At 59.7% G+C, this 15286-nt stretch carries 14 protein-coding genes and 1 pseudogene; 7 read left to right on the forward strand and 8 right to left on the reverse strand.

The window, feature by feature from the left end; genetic code table 11:
• Positions 1–158: 158 nt before the first annotated feature.
• The 3 genes and pseudogenes from KW836_RS08145 to groES form a co-directional block, all read right to left on the reverse strand.
• Positions 159–1052 (reverse strand): annotated as a pseudogene (locus KW836_RS08145) (YihY/virulence factor BrkB family protein); the annotation flags it as partial.
• Between the two features lie 242 nt (positions 1053–1294).
• A complete protein-coding gene (groL, locus tag KW836_RS08150) occupies positions 1295–2935 on the reverse strand; it encodes a chaperonin GroEL (RefSeq protein WP_218342920.1) in 1641 nt (546 codons plus the stop codon).
• A gap of 39 nt (positions 2936–2974) precedes the next feature.
• Complete coding sequence (gene groES, locus KW836_RS08155) at positions 2975–3262, reverse strand: co-chaperone GroES (protein WP_006221616.1); 288 nt, start codon at positions 3260–3262, stop codon at positions 2975–2977.
• 294 nt (positions 3263–3556) lie between these two features.
• On the opposite strand from groES, the gene KW836_RS08160 reads away from it, so the two are divergent.
• On the forward strand, positions 3557–3700 hold the full coding sequence (locus KW836_RS08160) for a hypothetical protein (RefSeq protein ID WP_218342921.1): 144 nt from the start codon (positions 3557–3559) through the stop codon (positions 3698–3700).
• Positions 3701–4024: 324 nt separating this feature from the next.
• On the opposite strand, the gene KW836_RS08165 is transcribed toward KW836_RS08160, so the two are convergent.
• Positions 4025–4666 (reverse strand): TetR/AcrR family transcriptional regulator, encoded by a 642-nt coding sequence (locus KW836_RS08165; RefSeq protein ID WP_367353132.1) that lies wholly within the window; start codon positions 4664–4666, stop codon positions 4025–4027.
• A gap of 180 nt (positions 4667–4846) precedes the next feature.
• On the opposite strand from KW836_RS08165, the gene KW836_RS08170 reads away from it, so the two are divergent.
• Positions 4847–5740, forward strand: coding sequence for an NAD(P)/FAD-dependent oxidoreductase (locus tag KW836_RS08170; RefSeq protein ID WP_218342923.1), 894 nt, complete (start codon positions 4847–4849; stop codon positions 5738–5740).
• Between the two features lie 95 nt (positions 5741–5835).
• Positions 5836–6699: a class I SAM-dependent methyltransferase gene (locus KW836_RS08175; RefSeq protein ID WP_218343294.1), complete on the forward strand. Its 864-nt coding sequence runs from the start codon at positions 5836–5838 to the stop codon at positions 6697–6699.
• A gap of 1255 nt (positions 6700–7954) precedes the next feature.
• On the opposite strand, the gene KW836_RS08180 is transcribed toward KW836_RS08175, so the two are convergent.
• A complete protein-coding gene (locus tag KW836_RS08180) occupies positions 7955–8938 on the reverse strand; it encodes a tripartite tricarboxylate transporter substrate binding protein (RefSeq protein ID WP_218342924.1) in 984 nt (327 codons plus the stop codon).
• Between the two features lie 209 nt (positions 8939–9147).
• Positions 9148–9960, reverse strand: coding sequence for an IclR family transcriptional regulator (locus KW836_RS08185; RefSeq protein ID WP_218342925.1), 813 nt, complete (start codon positions 9958–9960; stop codon positions 9148–9150).
• A 114-nt stretch (positions 9961–10074) separates the two neighbouring features.
• Here KW836_RS08185 and KW836_RS08190 point away from each other — a divergent pair, with 114 nt between their 5' ends.
• The 3 genes from KW836_RS08190 to KW836_RS08200 are packed head-to-tail and all read left to right on the forward strand — an operon-like array spanning position 10075 to position 12031.
• Positions 10075–10497, forward strand: coding sequence for a nuclear transport factor 2 family protein (locus KW836_RS08190; protein WP_218342926.1), 423 nt, complete (start codon positions 10075–10077; stop codon positions 10495–10497).
• A 16-nt stretch (positions 10498–10513) separates the two neighbouring features.
• Positions 10514–11374, forward strand: a complete 861-nt coding sequence (locus tag KW836_RS08195) for a fumarylacetoacetate hydrolase family protein (protein WP_218342927.1) — start codon at positions 10514–10516, stop codon at positions 11372–11374.
• Positions 11375–11428: 54 nt separating this feature from the next.
• Positions 11429–12031 carry a VOC family protein gene (locus tag KW836_RS08200; RefSeq protein ID WP_218342928.1) on the forward strand — a complete coding sequence of 201 codons (603 nt, stop codon included), beginning with the start codon at positions 11429–11431 and terminating at the stop codon, positions 12029–12031.
• 217 nt (positions 12032–12248) lie between these two features.
• Here KW836_RS08200 and KW836_RS28110 read toward each other — a convergent pair whose 3' ends face one another.
• Both KW836_RS28110 and KW836_RS08210 read right to left on the reverse strand, forming a co-directional pair.
• Complete coding sequence (locus tag KW836_RS28110) at positions 12249–12707, reverse strand: hypothetical protein (protein WP_218342929.1); 459 nt, start codon at positions 12705–12707, stop codon at positions 12249–12251.
• A gap of 72 nt (positions 12708–12779) precedes the next feature.
• Positions 12780–13649, reverse strand: coding sequence for a LysR family transcriptional regulator (locus KW836_RS08210; RefSeq protein ID WP_218342930.1), 870 nt, complete (start codon positions 13647–13649; stop codon positions 12780–12782).
• 148 nt (positions 13650–13797) lie between these two features.
• Between KW836_RS08210 and KW836_RS08215 the strand changes: the two genes are divergently transcribed.
• The gene (locus KW836_RS08215) at positions 13798–15252 is read left to right on the forward strand and encodes an MFS transporter (protein WP_218342931.1); all 1455 of its coding nucleotides are present in this window, start codon (positions 13798–13800) and stop codon (positions 15250–15252) included.
• Positions 15253–15286 lie beyond the last annotated feature (34 nt).

Here is a 15286-nt window from a genome sequence, read left to right on the forward strand (position 1 = left end):
GGCATTTGCGAAGGCGCTTGCGAAGGCGCCTGTGGATATGTCGACGCGGGCGTTTGAGTATGCGTCTGCGGAGTCATGTGCGAAGACGCTGGAGGGACCGGGTGTGCGCTTGCCGGTGCAGGCGTCGGCGACGACGTGCGCGGCGGCATTTGCGCGGCCGCCTGCCGCGGCCGTTCCACCTTCCCAAATCGCAACGCAAACTGGCGCGTGAACACGGCGCCAAAGAAGAAGATCTGCGCGGAATACCAGATCCACAGCAGTAGCGCGATCAGCGAACCCGCCGCGCCGTATGCGGATACCGCAGCGCCTCGGCTCAAATACAGCCCGATACCCCACTTGCCCAGCAGGAACAGGGCGGCCGTCACGACGGCGCCCGGGATGACGTCCGGCCACGAAATCCTGGCGCTGGGCAGCAGCTTGAAGATCACGGCAAACAGCGCCGCCACGACCGAAAACGAAAACAGGTTGGACGCCCACTCCGCCACGATCGAGAAGGTCGAATTGGCCCAGAGCGAGCCATAGATGCCGCGCGCAGCAGCAAGCGCGGCGTTCACGGTCAACGACACCAGCAGGAACAGCGCCAGCACCAGCACCAGACCGAACGACAGCAGGCGGCTTCGCACCAGGCCTTTAATGCCGCTCTTCTGGTTGGCCTGCACTTCCCACAACTCATCCAGGCTGGCCTGCAATTCCGCGAAGGCGGTGGTGGCGCTGAAGATCAGCACGCCGATCGACACCATGGCCGCAATCCAGCCGCTGCCGGATTCGTGCGCACTGGCAAGTACCGTCTGGATCACCTCGGCGCCGCGCTCTCCGATCAGGTCGCGCAACTGCGCAAACAGTTCGGAACGCACGGCTTCTTCGCCAAAGAAAGCGCCCGCCACCGCAATCACCAGCAGCAGCATCGGGGCCAGCGAAAACACCATGTACAGCGCCAGTGCGGCGCCCTTGCTGGACGCGCGATGGCTGGACCATTGCTTGGCTGAGTCCATCAGCAAACCGCCGATCTGTGAGGGTCGCAGTACTTGCAGAACGGTTCTGGGCAGTCGCATGGCGCAATGTCTCGGTAGGGCGAGCCTTCATTGTAGGGACGCGTACAAGCCCCAGATACGGTCAGATTGTTGGCAAACGTTTTCAAACGCCGGGATATTTGCCGCTACTGAAACAACACGCAAAGTATCGGGCGCCATTTCGGTGCGCAAAAAAGAAAAACCCCCGGGGCGAAGGACCGGGGGTTTTTCGGATACTGCATTCCCCGGCCGAAGCCGGGGAGGCCTTGCAAGAACAGCGGGACTTAGAAGTCCATGCCGCCCATGCCGCCCATGCCGCCGGGCATGGCCGGAGCAGCGGGCTTGTCTTCAGCCAGTTCAACAACGGCGGCTTCGGCCGTCAGCAGCAGGCTGGCGACGGAGGCAGCGTTTTGCAGGGCGGTGCGGGTCACCTTGGTGGGATCCAGCACGCCTTGCTCGACCAGGTCGGTGTACTCGCCGGTCGCGGCGTTGTAGCCGTAGTTGCCCTTGCCGTTCAGCACGTTGCTGACCACGACGCTGGCTTCTTCGCCGGCGTTCGTGACGATGGTGCGCAGGGGTTCTTCCACAGCACGCAGGATCAGCTTGATGCCGGCGTTCTGGTCAGGCGTGTCGCCCTTCAGGTCAGCGATGGCTTGCTTGGCACGCAGCAGCGCAACGCCGCCACCAGCCACAACGCCTTCTTCCACTGCAGCGCGGGTGGCGTGCAGGGCGTCTTCGACGCGAGCCTTCTTTTCCTTCATTTCGACTTCGGTGGCAGCGCCAACGCGAATCACGGCAACACCGCCGGCCAGCTTGGCCACGCGTTCTTGCAGCTTTTCACGGTCGTAGTCGGACGTGGCTTCTTCGATCTGCACGCGCACTTGCTTGACGCGGGCTTCGATGGACTTGCTGTCGCCAGCGCCGTCGATGACCGTGGTGTTTTCCTTGCCCACTTCGATGCGCTTGGCTTGGCCCAGTTCAGCCAGCGTGGCCTTTTCCAGCGACATGCCGGTTTCTTCGGAGATCACCGTGCCGCCCGTCAGGATGGCGATGTCTTCCAGCATGGCCTTGCGGCGGTCGCCAAAGCCAGGCGCCTTGACGGCGGTGGTCTTCAAGATGCCACGGATGTTGTTCACAACCAGGGTGGCCAGCGCTTCGCCTTCGACGTCTTCCGCGATGATCAGCAGGGGACGGCTCGACTTGGCAACTTGTTCCAGCACGGGCAGCAGGTCGCGGATGTTGCTGATCTTCTTGTCGAAGATCAGGACATACGGGTCTTCCAGGACGGCAACTTGCTTGTCCGGGTTGTTGATGAAGTAGGGCGACAGGTAGCCGCGGTCGAATTGCATGCCTTCGACGACGTCCAGCTCGTTTTCCAGCGACTTGCCGTCTTCGACGGTGATGACGCCTTCCTTGCCGACCTTGTCCATCGCGTCAGCGATGATCTGGCCGATGGAGGTGTCGCTGTTGGCCGAGATGGAACCGACTTGGGCGATTTCCTTGCTGGTCGTGACCGGCTTGGATTGCTTTTGCAGTTCGGCGACGGCGGCGGCGACAGCCTTGTCGATGCCGCGCTTCAGGTCGATCGGGTTGAAACCGGCGGCGACGTACTTCAGGCCTTCCTGAACGATGGCCTGGGCCAGCACGGTGGCGGTCGTGGTGCCGTCACCGGCGTTGTCGGAGGTCTTGGACGCGACGTCCTTGACGAGTTGGGCGCCGATGTTTTCGAACTTGTCCTTCAGTTCGATTTCCTTGGCGACGGACACGCCGTCTTTGGTCACGGTCGGGGCGCCGAACGAGCGCTCCAGCACGACGTTGCGACCCTTGGGGCCCAGGGTGGTCTTGACAGCGTTGGCGAGAACGTTCACGCCACGGACGATGCGCACGCGAGCGTCATCACCGAACAATACTTGCTTGGCAGCCATTTCTTAGCTTCCTTCGAAAATTCGTTTGAGGCGGGAGATTTACTGAACCACGGCGAGGATTTCGTCCTCGCGGATGACGAGCAGTTCTTCGCCATCCACCTTCACGGACTGGCCGGCGTACTTGCCGAACAGAACCTTGTCACCAGCCTTCAGGTCGACCGGCAGGATCTTGCCGTCTTCGGTCTTCTTGCCGGGGCCGACGGCCACGACTTCACCCTGGTCGGGCTTTTCAGCGGCGCTGTCGGGGATGACGATGCCCGAGGCAGTCTTGCGCTCGTTTTCGAGGCGTTTGACGATCACGCGATCGCCCAGGGGACGCAAGGCCATGAGGAACTCCTGTTAACTAAATGAAAGGGGTGGTCGGTTTGCCCGGGAGGTGTTAGCACTCACCGGAGTCGAGTGCTAATTATAGGGATGATGTTCTGAGGTTCAAGGGGGGGCGGGGCGCTGTTACATATTTGGGGCGGAAATGTGCAGCTGTCGAATTTCATGTCGAAGTTCCTTCGACTTGAGATTTGGTTCACTGAAGTTGCCGTGTAACACGTGTGTAGACTGAGGCGGCGTGCAGGCTGCGAGCGAGGAGGGCCAATTTCAGGCCAAAAGTGGCTCGCCGAGCACTTCGTGCCTGACGAGCTTTCGAATGGACTTTTGGTTCATGGAAGCTGGGAAAATGCCGATAACGATTCGATCAACTTGGAAATTGAACAAAAAAGTTCATTGAAGATGTCGAAGATGAGTGCCAGCGGAATGGGCGGAACTGCCTGAGCTGGCACCCGGTCTTCGCAAGTACGTGTCTTTGAGGCCGAAGAGGATAGATCGAGCAATACGGCGGATGGCTCACGTGCCAGTGACGATGACCGGGAAGGTATGCCTGGATACGCCTTCCAATTAAGCCATTCGATGGTCGGAGATTGACGGCCCTCCACTTGGTACACCTACCCTCGGGCACTGGCGGCGCTATCGTCTGACCGTTTGTATGCACAACCCCGAGTCGCCATTCAGCTAGAAGCTCCAAAGGCACGATCTCGCCGTTGTTCGAATTCATCGCCGGCGACGAGTACAACTTTTCACTACAGGCGTTGAACTCGGTCACGTCGGTAATCCGCCATGTGCGGCGATGAACATGGCCACAGCCGATCGGCAATAGGATTCAATTTCGTGGTCGTCTTCTGCCTTGGCTTCATCGAAGCGAGCGATTGTCAGCAGGTCAGAACCTTTGATGAGCGCGGCAAACAAGCGGGCGGACCTGCGAGGATCCGGCACGTTCAGAGCCGCGCTGGCGTGCAACTGACTCAACAGATTCTCAATCTCGGCAATGACATAGGCTGCGCCGGCTTCGAAATAGAGCTTGCTTAACGACTTTTGATTCGTCTTGTCAGCCATGATCATGGCTTCAACACTGCGAACGTCCGGGCTCAACAGCGTGCGAAGCAGGAATGATCCCACCGTGATGAGCTGATCTTCGGCTGAGCCCTCGACGCCATCGATAAGTGCCTGAGGCGCAAACTGGTGGCAGTGCGCCGCGATGGCCGCGCTGAATAGCGCCTCCTTGTTCTCGAAATGGCGATAGATGCTGAGCTTGGATATCTTCGCGCGCTGAGCGACCTTGTCCATGGTCGTCGCCTGAAAACCCAGTTCCACGAATAGCTGGCTGGCCGCGTCCACTATTGCTTGGCCCAGCGCCTCGTTGGCGGGGCGGCCACGCCGCCCCTGCGTTTTTTTCTCCGCCACGTGTATTCCAGTACTTGACAGTATCGTAATTAGAGATTTAGGATACCTCATGGTATCCGAAATGTGCGCGCCGGTGAATAGGCTTCAACCGTAGCGGCGCCTTCCGGCGCCTCGCGCATGCACGGCTCACCGCCAAGCGCAGTCCCAATCCCTTCGATATAGAACACGGATCCCAATACCATGAATGACGTCATCATCATCGGCGGCAGCTTTGCCGGCCTTGCCGCGGCGCTTCAACTCGGACGTGCCCGCCGAAAGGTCATCGTTCTCGACACCGGCCTGCAGCGTAATCGCTTTGCCGACCATTCCCATGGACTGCTCGGTCACGACCACAGGCCACCGCAGGACATCCTGACGGAGGCGAGGGAGCAGCTCGCGCGGTACCCCTCAGTCAGGATCATCAATGCAAAAGCTGAAAGCGTTTCCGGCGCCTTGGACGATTTCTCCGTCCTGACTGGCGATGGCGAGCGCCTTGGCGCGCGCCGCGTGATTTTGAGCTATGGGGTGGCTGACCAGATGCTTGGTGTTCCGGGCTTCGCCGAGGGCTGGGGCACGTCCATCGTTCCATGCCCCTATTGCGACGGCTTCGAGGTCGCAGGGCGGCATTGGGGCCTTATCTGGTCCGGCCCGCCGTCGCACAACTACGTCAGGCTCTACCACGACTGGACTGAAACGCTGACGGTCTTCGCTCATGGTCACGACATCTCGCCCGACGTCCGGGATGATCTAGCACGCCGCCGCGTCCACGTCGTTGATGGCCTGATCACCGAACTGAACCATCACGAAAGCCATAACGTCACCGTCAAGCTGGATGCAGGCCCTGCTGTTGCAGTCGACATCGTGTTTGCCCATCCGCGCAACAAGCCCTCTGCACGCTTGCATGAATCGCTGGGCCTAGTCACGGTTGAGACGCCCCAAGGCATCGCCCTGAAGGTCGACGAGCGCCGCCAGACCAGCACGCCCGGCATCTACGCCGCGGGCGACCTTGCCAACCCCACCATGCATTCAGTCACCACGGCATCCTGGCAAGGCGCGATGGCGGGAATCTTCGCGCAGCAGTCGATGGTTCTATGAGAGCGCTGATCCCTTTCTTCCGTTGCGTCGCCGCCTCCAAAAGGTTGTCGTAGATGGGCGCGATCAAGGACATATCGTCGATCCAAGGAGATGACATGGCAGAGCAAAGGGCCGATCAGGTCGGTGATTGGAGTGGTGAAAGCGGGGAGCGTTGGGTCGCCAACCAAGCCCGGCTCGACGCTATGGTGGCGGTGTTCGGCCAGGCCGCCATAGAAGCCGCCGCGCCCGTGAAGGGTGAGCGCGCGCTGGATATCGGCTGCGGCGCGGGCGCGTCGAGCCTGGCTCTCGCAGCCCGTGTCGGCGCAGGGGGCCGAGTGCTGGGCGTGGATATATCCGAACCGCTGGTTGCGCGAGCGCGCGCGCTCGCGCAACCAGATACGCCGGCCCTCTTTCAGGTGGCCGACGCCAGCAGCGCAGAGCTGCCCAGGGGCGCCTTCGACATTCTATTCTCGCGTTTCGGAGTAATGTTCTTCGACGATCCAATAGCGGCGTTCACCCACATGCGACGCGCGCTCCGGCCTGGTGGAAGAGTCGCTTTCGTCTGCTGGCGTGCCGCGGCGGAGAACGATTGGGTGCGCCTGCCGATGGCTGCGCTCAAGGGTATCGTCCCGATGAGCGCGCTGCCCAATTCTGATGCGCCGGGCCCATTTTCGTTCGGCGACCGGGCGCGCGTGGCGCAAGTTTTGATAGCAGCCGGCTTCTCGGCTATTGCGATTGCCCCCTTCGACTCTGCCGTCCCGTTCGGTGAAGGCGGGACGCGGGACGCAGCGATCGACGACGCGGTGAAGATGACACTTGAGGTCGGTCCATTGTCGCGCGCACTCTCTGACCAGTCCGATGAAATCCGCGCGCGCGCCTCAGCGGCAGTTCGTGCCGCCTTTGCCGGGCTCGCCGGCGAGCGGTCGGTGACTATTAACGGGGCGGCGTGGATCGTGACGGCACGCAATCCGATAAGTTGAGGGTGACGTAAACCGGTGTGTCAGAACTGGCAATTCCTCGTGTCTCGGGGAGGGACCACCTTGAGCTCCGAACGGCCCGAATGTGGCGCTGATCGGCCATAGAGGGCGAGAAGAACAGTGGCTCTTGATGGCCGTAAGCGGCCAGTTCTGACGGTTGCCCGAGCGATGACCGCGAGGGCTGAGGTTCGCGGTAGCAGAAGCTACCGTGGGATGGCTCGACGCTGGCGAGGCTTTTGAAAAATAAGACGTATTGCGAAATGCGGATTTGTTGGGTCAGAGCTCAAACATCCCGACCCTGCACTTTTCGCGTCATGTCTATGAGACCTTCGGATCGAAGCTTCGTCGGATGCGAGCTGCACGAGGCCTGACCACAAAACGGCTTGACGGAGACAGTTGCGGGGCCGTCGACCGGCTCAACTCCCTCGTGACGGAGCTTAAAGAAGGCCCGCCGAGTGAACAAATCGACGGGTTGGCGAATCTGTCCATCGCATTGGCTGGGGTAGGGTACGTGGAGCGGGGGAAACAGTTGCTGGCGAAAGTTCCCGAACAATGCCTTGGCTACGCGCTGCCTCCCGAAGAAGATCCACGGTCCGCAATCTGGCGGGACATCCCGTCCTTGCGAACGCCGCTGAGCCTGAGTGCCGTGTCAAGCGGCTCTCAGGCTTGATGCGCCAAGTCAGCGGCATGACCGAAAAGGAAGGGCCTTCGGCCCCGCAACGCCTGACAATGTGGCGGATTGAGGAAGCGATGCTAGTCGGGCCTCGCTTCCGTTTCGAGGAGTCAAAGGCACTGGCAGATTGGTATCTGGTTGGCAGGCCGAACCGCGTCGATCTACTCATGAAGGGGATGGCCCGCCGAGACCCTGATCATCTTGCCTTGCGCTACTGTTTGGTGCGGGCTCTGCCTACCGTTCTACATGGAACCGCACTACTGGGATCCGTACCACGTGAGCGACTTCATTGATGTCGCCGCCGACGCGGCAGGCCCCGGCCATACTGATCCGCTACCCGTGCCCCAGGACAAAGTAGAAGAGCGGCAGTAGGGCACGCGATGTACGGTCTCGTTTCCTCGCCAATGTTCAACACTAGCCGTGGAGGGTTCTTCCACCTAAGTAGTTGAAATAGGGCAGCCGAGACAGGGGCCTCGGAATGGTGCTCCGTTTGCTCACCACCGACGTCAATCGTGGCATAAAAAAGTCACTTTTGGACTCAAGCGCCCGAGCAATCGGGTCCAGGCGCTGGGCTGCGGTAGTGCCTTACTTCCGTAGCCCCAACATTTCGATCTGCTTCTGTGCTTCAGCTCGCCGCTCCTGCAGAAATGCGGCGAATTGCTGTGGCGTCGACCCGATTGGCGCGTAGCCGAACGGGTCACCGACCTTCTCCACATACTCCGGAGTGCTCAAGACTGTCTTTACATCTGCTGCGATCCGATTCAGCACCGATTCGGGCGTGCCGCGCGGAGCTGCTAATCCTACATAACTTCCGATGCGCATGTCCGGATATCCCGCTTCAGCAAAGGTAGGCGTATTGGGTATGGCCTTCTGGCGCCGATCGCCACTCACTGCCAAAACTTTCAACTTCCCGTTAGGTACGAATGGGGCGGCGGTGAATACGCCAGCCACCAATGAGCTCACCCGGCCACTGATCAGATCCTGGACAATTTCAGGCCCAACCTTGTAAGGCACCATCATTACGGAGATCCCCAACGTCTTGTTAAGGCTTTCCATGCTGAGGTGATTCGGGCCTCCAATCCCTGTGGAGGCGTATTGATGTTTTTCTCCTTCCGCTTTCATAAGCGTCGCGTACTCTGCGACGGTATTCGCCGGAAAGTTGCCTGGAACGATCAGGCAAAAAGGGAGCTCGAACAGTTCGGTGACCGGCGCCAAGTCGCGCTCTGGGTCAAAGGGGAGGTCTTTGAACAGATACTGATTGCTGCTGAAGTTCGAATCCGCGCCGACGAAGAGGGTGTAACCGTCGGGCGATGCGGTGGCGACGGTCCTGCCAGCGATGATCTCACTGGCGCCGGGTCGCGTTTCCACCAAGACCGGTTGCCTCCAGATGGCCGCGAGTTTTTCAGCGAGATATCGGGTCGCAGCGTCCAGCGGCGCGCCGGGGTATGCGTGCACGATTCTGACGGGCTTTTCCGGCCACGCAGCCGTGGCGGGAGTTACCGCAAAAGCAAGAGTTAGAGAAGCGGCGATAGCGAGCTGCCGAGCGCAGGTCTGTAGTGTTCGATTCACGGTGTCTCCTCCAGCCGACGATAGCAGCATGGGTTTTTGTTATCGGCACAATGGCCTTGCCCTTCATGATCGGCAGCGAGGATTGCGGAGCCAATGGCAGTGATCCACATCGTGGACCTTTCGTCGAATTCTGTGAACGTTCCTTCTAGGCGATTCGAAAATCTACCGGCGAAGCGGTATGCAGAATCTCCTGTTGCGAGAAATCCTGCCTATTGTTGAAGCCTTGGTTGCACTAAAGCTTGGGCGTTCACCAAGTCGCGACGCATCTTTGCGGCAGTGCTAAGCAGAGAGCCTATGGCTTTTTTTCGTGTTCCGTCCGTCCAACTGACGCTTGGCATTGCGAGGCTCACCGCCACAACGGGGGTGCCTACCGGATCGAAGATTGGTATCGCGGCCGCAGTCACGCCTGGTACAACATCTCCCTCCGAAAACGAGTAGCCGTTATGCCGCGTTTGTTCAACATCGAATAACAATTTTTCCAAATGCAGAGGTGCGGACATGCCTGGCTGCGAGGTCGACCCCTGCATTGCTATAAGCCGCTCTTGTTCGGGCAAGAAGCTCAGGATGGCCATGCCGCACGCGCCGACCCCTAGCGCAACGCGACTACCACGTGACGACCATGCTTTATCGTTTCTTGAAGCAATGTCGAGACAAAACACGTCCTGGCCGCTGCGAACCTTGAGGTAGGCTGTCGCTCCTGTTTCACCAGCCAACTCCGCCAGCAGGCATTGACAGACATCGCGTATCTTGAACTGCGAAGAGGCAATCACGCCGAGTTCGTGCGCAAAATTTCCCAGGCGATAAAGCTTCTGGTCATCTCGCATCAACAAACCGGATGCGAGCAACTCGGAAAGGAGTCGATGAACGGTCGGTTTCGCCAAGCCGCTCAGGCTGACGATGTCGGAGAGCCGTGCCCCCGTCAAATTGAACGTGGACACGAGCTTCAACAAACCAAGGGCGCGGCTGAGGCTCTGGGCTCCGGTGCGTGACGATTCGGTCGAATCTTCGAGAAGTTTCACCATGTGGACCTCTGCTTAACCGTTGTTCTTTGCCGCCGCTATAGTTGTTCACTTGCTCGGCAAAAGTACGCCAATTTTAGCTGCTTGCGCGTCAGGCGGCCCCTTAGGAGTTTCCGCATGTCTCCGAAAGACTTCGCTGCAGTGGAGGCGGCCTGTATCAGGCTATCGGTCGATTTCGCAAACGCCGTTGACGCCAGAGATTACGATCGTGTCGTGCAATTGTTCACGCCACAAGGGGCTTTCAATACCCCCACACACTCGTTGCATGGGGCCGCCGAGATTGGGGAATTTCTACGCAATCGTCCCGTCGAGCTTGAGACTCGGCATTTCTGCACCAACTTTCAGGTCGAATTAGGCGGCGAGGGAGAGGCATCCGGGCGCTGTTATGTTGTTTGCTACAAAGGTGCAGGAGAGACTGCGGGCAGGGATGTTCCAGCGACACCGGCGCCGATCGTGGCTGAGTACCACGATAAATACATAGAGGTTGTGGACGGGTGGCGGATCGCAGAGCGTAACGTCCATATGGTCTTTCAGCCATGAGCCGGAGATCAAAGCAATGAAGCTCGTAACGTTTGACCATGGGGGGCACCGAATAGGCGTCGTTGTGGGTGATGCGATCATTGACCTCAGCGGCGTTGCTGACATCCCTCAGGACATGAATGCATTGATTGCCGGATGGTCGTCGGGCGTTTCCGAGATCGTCAAACAGGTCGTCCAGCATCGACAGCCCGACTTCGGACTCCAGGATGTGCGTCTGGTAGCTCCCATTCCTCGGCCTGGAAAGTTGCTGGGCACGGGGCTGAACTATGCTGATCACGTGGTGGAGAGTGGGCTGCCGTTCCCCGAAAGCCAGATCTGGTTCTCCATGCCTGCATCGGCCGTCAATGGGCCGCAAGATGATGTCCAATTGCCGATTGTGTCCAACGAACTCGACTATGAAGCTGAGTTGGTTTTCGTGATCGGGCAGCGATGCCGTCATGTGCCGCGCGAACGGGCGCCTGAGGTGATCTTCGGCTATTGCGCTGGAAACGACTTCAGTGTGCGCGATTGGCAGCTGCGCACAAGCCAAGTATTGCTAGGCAAGTCGTTTGATGGCCACGCGCCGTTTGGACCTTGGATCGTAACCAAGGACGAGATCGAAAATCCGCACGACCTGGGAATTCGGTGCTTCGTAAATGGGGAGCAAAGGCAAGCATCTAATACCCGTGAGATGATCTTCAACTGCTATGACCAGATTGCGCTGCTGTCCCAAGTCATGACGTTGGAGCCGGGTGACGTGGTCTTTACGGGCACCCCAGCGGGCGTGGGGCTTGGGTACAAGCCTCCGAAATGGCTCAAGGTTGGCGATGCGGTCCGCGTTGAGATCGATGAAATAGGAATTATCGAAAATACCGTGGTCGCCGAACCACGGATCTGAAACGTGAAGTTGAACTTCTTTTGAAATGGGTCGCTAGAGTCCAAGTGAGGCATCATGGGAAAAACCACCGTATTGGCCGAAAGCAATGACCAGTTGCGAGTGACGGCGCCAACGAAGCTCGCCCACATCGTATTTCGCACATCACGATATGAGGCAATGGTTCGCTTTTACACCCTCCTCCTTGGTGCTCACGTGACCTTTGCCAATGAGGTTTTGACGTTCCTTACTTACGACGAGGAGCATCATCGCATCGCAGTATTGAATGTGCCGGACCTGGCCCAGCAGATTCCGGCGGCGGCAGGCGTGCATCACATCGCGTTCACATACCGCGGTCTGAATGAGCTCTTGTCGGTGTATGAAAGCCTTCACGGTATTGGCATTGATCCGGTTTGGTGCACCAACCACGGGCCGACCACCTCCATGTATTACGTCGATCCAGACGGCAATCAGACTGAATTGCAGGTCGACAACTTCGATACCGTCGAAGAGGAGACGGCGTTTTTCCACTCTCCCGAGTTCGCTCACAATCCAATCGGCGTGGACTTCGATCCGGCAGAGCTATTGCGTCGTCTACGTGCTGGCGAGCCTGAAGACAAGTTGAAGAAGCGACCCGAAATCGGTGCGCGCCAGTTTGACGAAACGGTCAGAATTCGCTGACGTCAACAAGTGTGTGGTGTGGAAGCCGCAGCGAGATGGTGACTGTCGAATCTCGCCGACCTCTTGGCTATGGCGCCGGGGCCTTGGCATTGCCTTCGTTTAGTGCGGATGCTGAACGTGACGAGCTGATCCGAAGATAGTCCTACAGAGCAATTCGATACCCGCAGCTCGAATACGGCAACCTCTGCAGGTTGGCTCAGGACTCTCGTACACGTGGCTACGCTTTCGCGAAGCCCATTCGCTGTGCAGAGCAGAGCAGAGCACGGGCGTCGGCCAGGTGGGACAAGCGGTCATGCAGATGGACGAAGTGACGCAACAGAACGCAGCGCTCGTCGAAGAGATGGCCGCCGCTGCAAACAGCCTGGCCGATCAGGCGTCCGCGTTGGTGCGCACCGTGGCGGTCTTCAAGCTTGGCGCTGCGGGTGAGCGGGCCGCTTCCGCCGTCAATGGCATGGGGGCGGGGCGGTCGGATTCGCCTCGGGGGGGCGATTCGCGCCCTGGCGGCGCGGCCGGTGTCGAAGTTTGGACAACCTGCGACTGACGTGGGATTCACCGCTTCGTAGCGTTTGGCGAAGGCGGCCGGTCCGGTAGGCATCGCGTCCAGAAAGGCGCCTGCAAACTTCTCATGGATGTCCGGCATCTGCATGACGCGCTCCAGATGCTGCGAAAGCGTCATGGTTAGAGTTTTGCGCGTTCCGGAGTCGGCGCTGGATTGCCATCCCCCGCGGCTGGATCTGCGAGCCTGCGCTCAAGGCGCTGGAATGCTGGTGTTCGACAGCATCATGTCGGCGATATCCAGCATCACCCGCAAGCGATCCATGTGCCGCAGGTCCTGGTGGTAGCCGACCCATATATCCCGCGTGGGTGGTTCATCCGGCGTGTGCAGGCGCTGCAATCCGGGAACTGCATCGCCTAGCGGCCGGGGCAGCACCGCGATGCCCACACCCCTCAAACACATCTGCGCCTGCACCGAACGATTCGTGCTTGTGAACGCGCGCCGGCTGCGCGGAAACCTCTCCAGCACCCAAGCCACATCGGGGAAATGCGACTGGGCGGTGTTCATCAGAATGACGCCCACTGATGCGGGATCCTCCTGCAAGGCCTGGGCGGTTGCCGCCGACGCATAGACGCCATATGACATGCGCATCAGGCGGCGCTGGACAATATCCGGTTCGCTGAAAGGCACGATGCGAAAGGCCACGTCGGCCTCCCGCCGTGAGAGATCGAGTAAGCGATGGCTGGCAATCACTTCCGGCACGACAGCGGGATGGCGGTGGGTCAACTCGACCAGGACGGGCGCCAGGACATAGCCGGCGAACCATTCCGCGGAAGAGATTCGCAGGATGCCTTCCAGGCGCTGGTCGTTGCCGGTCAGACGCCTTTCCATGGATAGCGCGGAATCTTCCATGGACTCCGCCAGCGCCCGCACGTTGTCACCGGCATCCGTGAGCACCAGGCCATCCTTTGTTCTTCGAAAGAGTGCCTGCTTGGCTTTCTCCTCAAGCACCTTGATGCGGCGACCCACTGTCGGATGACTGACGTTCAGTGTCCGGGCCGCGCCGCCGAAGGATCCGTTGCGAGCAACCGCTAGAAAGATGCGAACGTCATTCCAATCCATGCCAATCCATTGCGTACAAAAATGTACGGAAAATATACATGTATGTCAGTGTCCGAACAACATTGTTCAGAGGATCATGCGTTCCATGAAATGTCCTGGCGAACCGTTGCGCTCACGCTCAGGCACATCTGATTTGGAGCCTCAAGCTATGAATATTGAACCCCGCCACGTTGCAGGCGCGCTCGAAGCAGCGCTGGCGTCATCCGAACGCGCGGCTGGGACAGCCGCCGCTGATCCCCGTCGCTGGCTCGCCTTGGCCGTCCTGTTGACTGGCACGCTCCTGCCGCCTTTGGACTTCTTCATCGTCAATGGGGCGCTGCCCGCCATACGGACCGACCTGCAAGCTTCTTCCGACGTCTCGCAGTTGGTGATCTCGGTGTATGCCGCCGCCTATGCCGTCACGCTGATCCTGGGAGGTCGTCTGGGGGATCTTTATGGCCGCAAGCGCGTGTTTATCGCGGGCATGCTCGGCTTTGGCGTGGCGTCCGCGTTGTGCGGCCTGGCGCCGTCCCCGGGCATGCTTGTCGCCGGCCGGCTGCTGCAAGGGATATCTGCCGCGATCATGGCGCCGCAATCATTGGCATCGATACATGCCATCTTTCCGGCAAGCGAAAAGAATCGCGCGCTGAGCCGATACGGTGCGACCTTCGGCTTCGCCTCGGTGGGGGGGCAATTGCTTGGCGGAGTGCTGGTTTCGACGAGTCCGTGGGGACTGGGGTGGCGCAGCGTCTTTTTGATCAACCTTCCCATCATCATCGTTGCCATTCCAGCTGCAATGAGGTTGCTGCGAGAAACTCGTGACGAACATTCGCCACGCCTGGACGTGCCCGGCGCGGTGCTGCTGGCGATAGGCTTGCTGGCGCTCGTGGTTCCGCTTATCGAAGGGCAGCAACATCATTGGCCCTGGTGGTGCATCGTGCCGCTGGCGGTGAGCATGCCGTTGCTATGTCTCTTCTGGAAGTACGAACAGGCAGAGGAGCGCGCTGGCAGAACCCCACTGGTCCTGCCATCGCTTCTGGCCGTGCGCGGGTTGCGACGCAGTTTGGCATCAACGTTCCTTTTCTATGCGCTAGCCGCGTTCTTCCTGGTGTTCGCCGTGTACGAACACGCCGGCCTGGGCCACGACGCGATGACAGCCGGCCTGGCCATCCTGCCGCTTGGCGTCGGGTTTTTTCTTGGTCCGCTGTGCAGCCCGCACATCGCTCGGCAAATAGGCTCACGCACCGCCGGGTTCGGCATGGTTCTGGAGGTGCTCGGTCTCGTCATGGTCGCAGTGTTGGCGTTGGCCAATGCGCCGTCCTGGCTGGCGTTGCCCTTGTTTTTGATTGGCGCCGGGCAAGGCATCGCCCTTCCTGCGTTGGTGCGCTTGAACGTGGACCATGTGGAAACACGTTGGGCCGGGTTGGCCTCGGGCTTGGTAAACGCCACATTGCAGATCAGCGCTGCAGTAAGCGTCGCCTTGGTCGGCGGTCTGTTCATCGCGATCGCGCCTGATGGGGCAAGCGCTCAGGACGTGCAGCTTGGATTTGCGGTGGCCTCATTGGCGATAGCCGCATCACTGGCGCTGGCCGCCGCATTAAGTTGGAAACGCCAAGAAATATGAAAGATCGAGAATCCTTTTGCATCGTGGATGCATG

This window comes from Achromobacter sp. ACM05 (assembly GCF_019218915.1).
Taxonomy (GTDB): domain Bacteria; phylum Pseudomonadota; class Gammaproteobacteria; order Burkholderiales; family Burkholderiaceae_B; genus Achromobacter; species Achromobacter animicus.

Excerpts from the sequence above, each read along its gene's own strand:
- KW836_RS08200 (WP_218342928.1), top strand. The coding sequence starts at position 11,429 with ATGGGAAAAACCACCGTATTGGCCGAAAGCAATGACCAGTTGCGAGTG.
- KW836_RS28110 (WP_218342929.1), bottom strand. The coding sequence starts at position 12,707 with ATGACGCTTTCGCAGCATCTGGAGCGCGTCATGCAGATGCCGGACATC.
- KW836_RS08175 (WP_218343294.1), top strand. The coding sequence starts at position 5,836 with ATGGCAGAGCAAAGGGCCGATCAGGTCGGTGATTGGAGTGGTGAAAGC.
- KW836_RS08185 (WP_218342925.1), bottom strand. The coding sequence starts at position 9,960 with ATGGTGAAACTTCTCGAAGATTCGACCGAATCGTCACGCACCGGAGCC.
- KW836_RS08210 (WP_218342930.1), bottom strand. The coding sequence starts at position 13,649 with ATGGATTGGAATGACGTTCGCATCTTTCTAGCGGTTGCTCGCAACGGA.
- groES (WP_006221616.1), bottom strand. The coding sequence starts at position 3,262 with ATGGCCTTGCGTCCCCTGGGCGATCGCGTGATCGTCAAACGCCTCGAA.
- KW836_RS08190 (WP_218342926.1), top strand. The coding sequence starts at position 10,075 with ATGTCTCCGAAAGACTTCGCTGCAGTGGAGGCGGCCTGTATCAGGCTA.
- KW836_RS08215 (WP_218342931.1), top strand. The coding sequence starts at position 13,798 with ATGAATATTGAACCCCGCCACGTTGCAGGCGCGCTCGAAGCAGCGCTG.
- KW836_RS08195 (WP_218342927.1), top strand. The coding sequence starts at position 10,514 with ATGAAGCTCGTAACGTTTGACCATGGGGGGCACCGAATAGGCGTCGTT.
- groL (WP_218342920.1), bottom strand. The coding sequence starts at position 2,935 with ATGGCTGCCAAGCAAGTATTGTTCGGTGATGACGCTCGCGTGCGCATC.
- KW836_RS08170 (WP_218342923.1), top strand. The coding sequence starts at position 4,847 with ATGAATGACGTCATCATCATCGGCGGCAGCTTTGCCGGCCTTGCCGCG.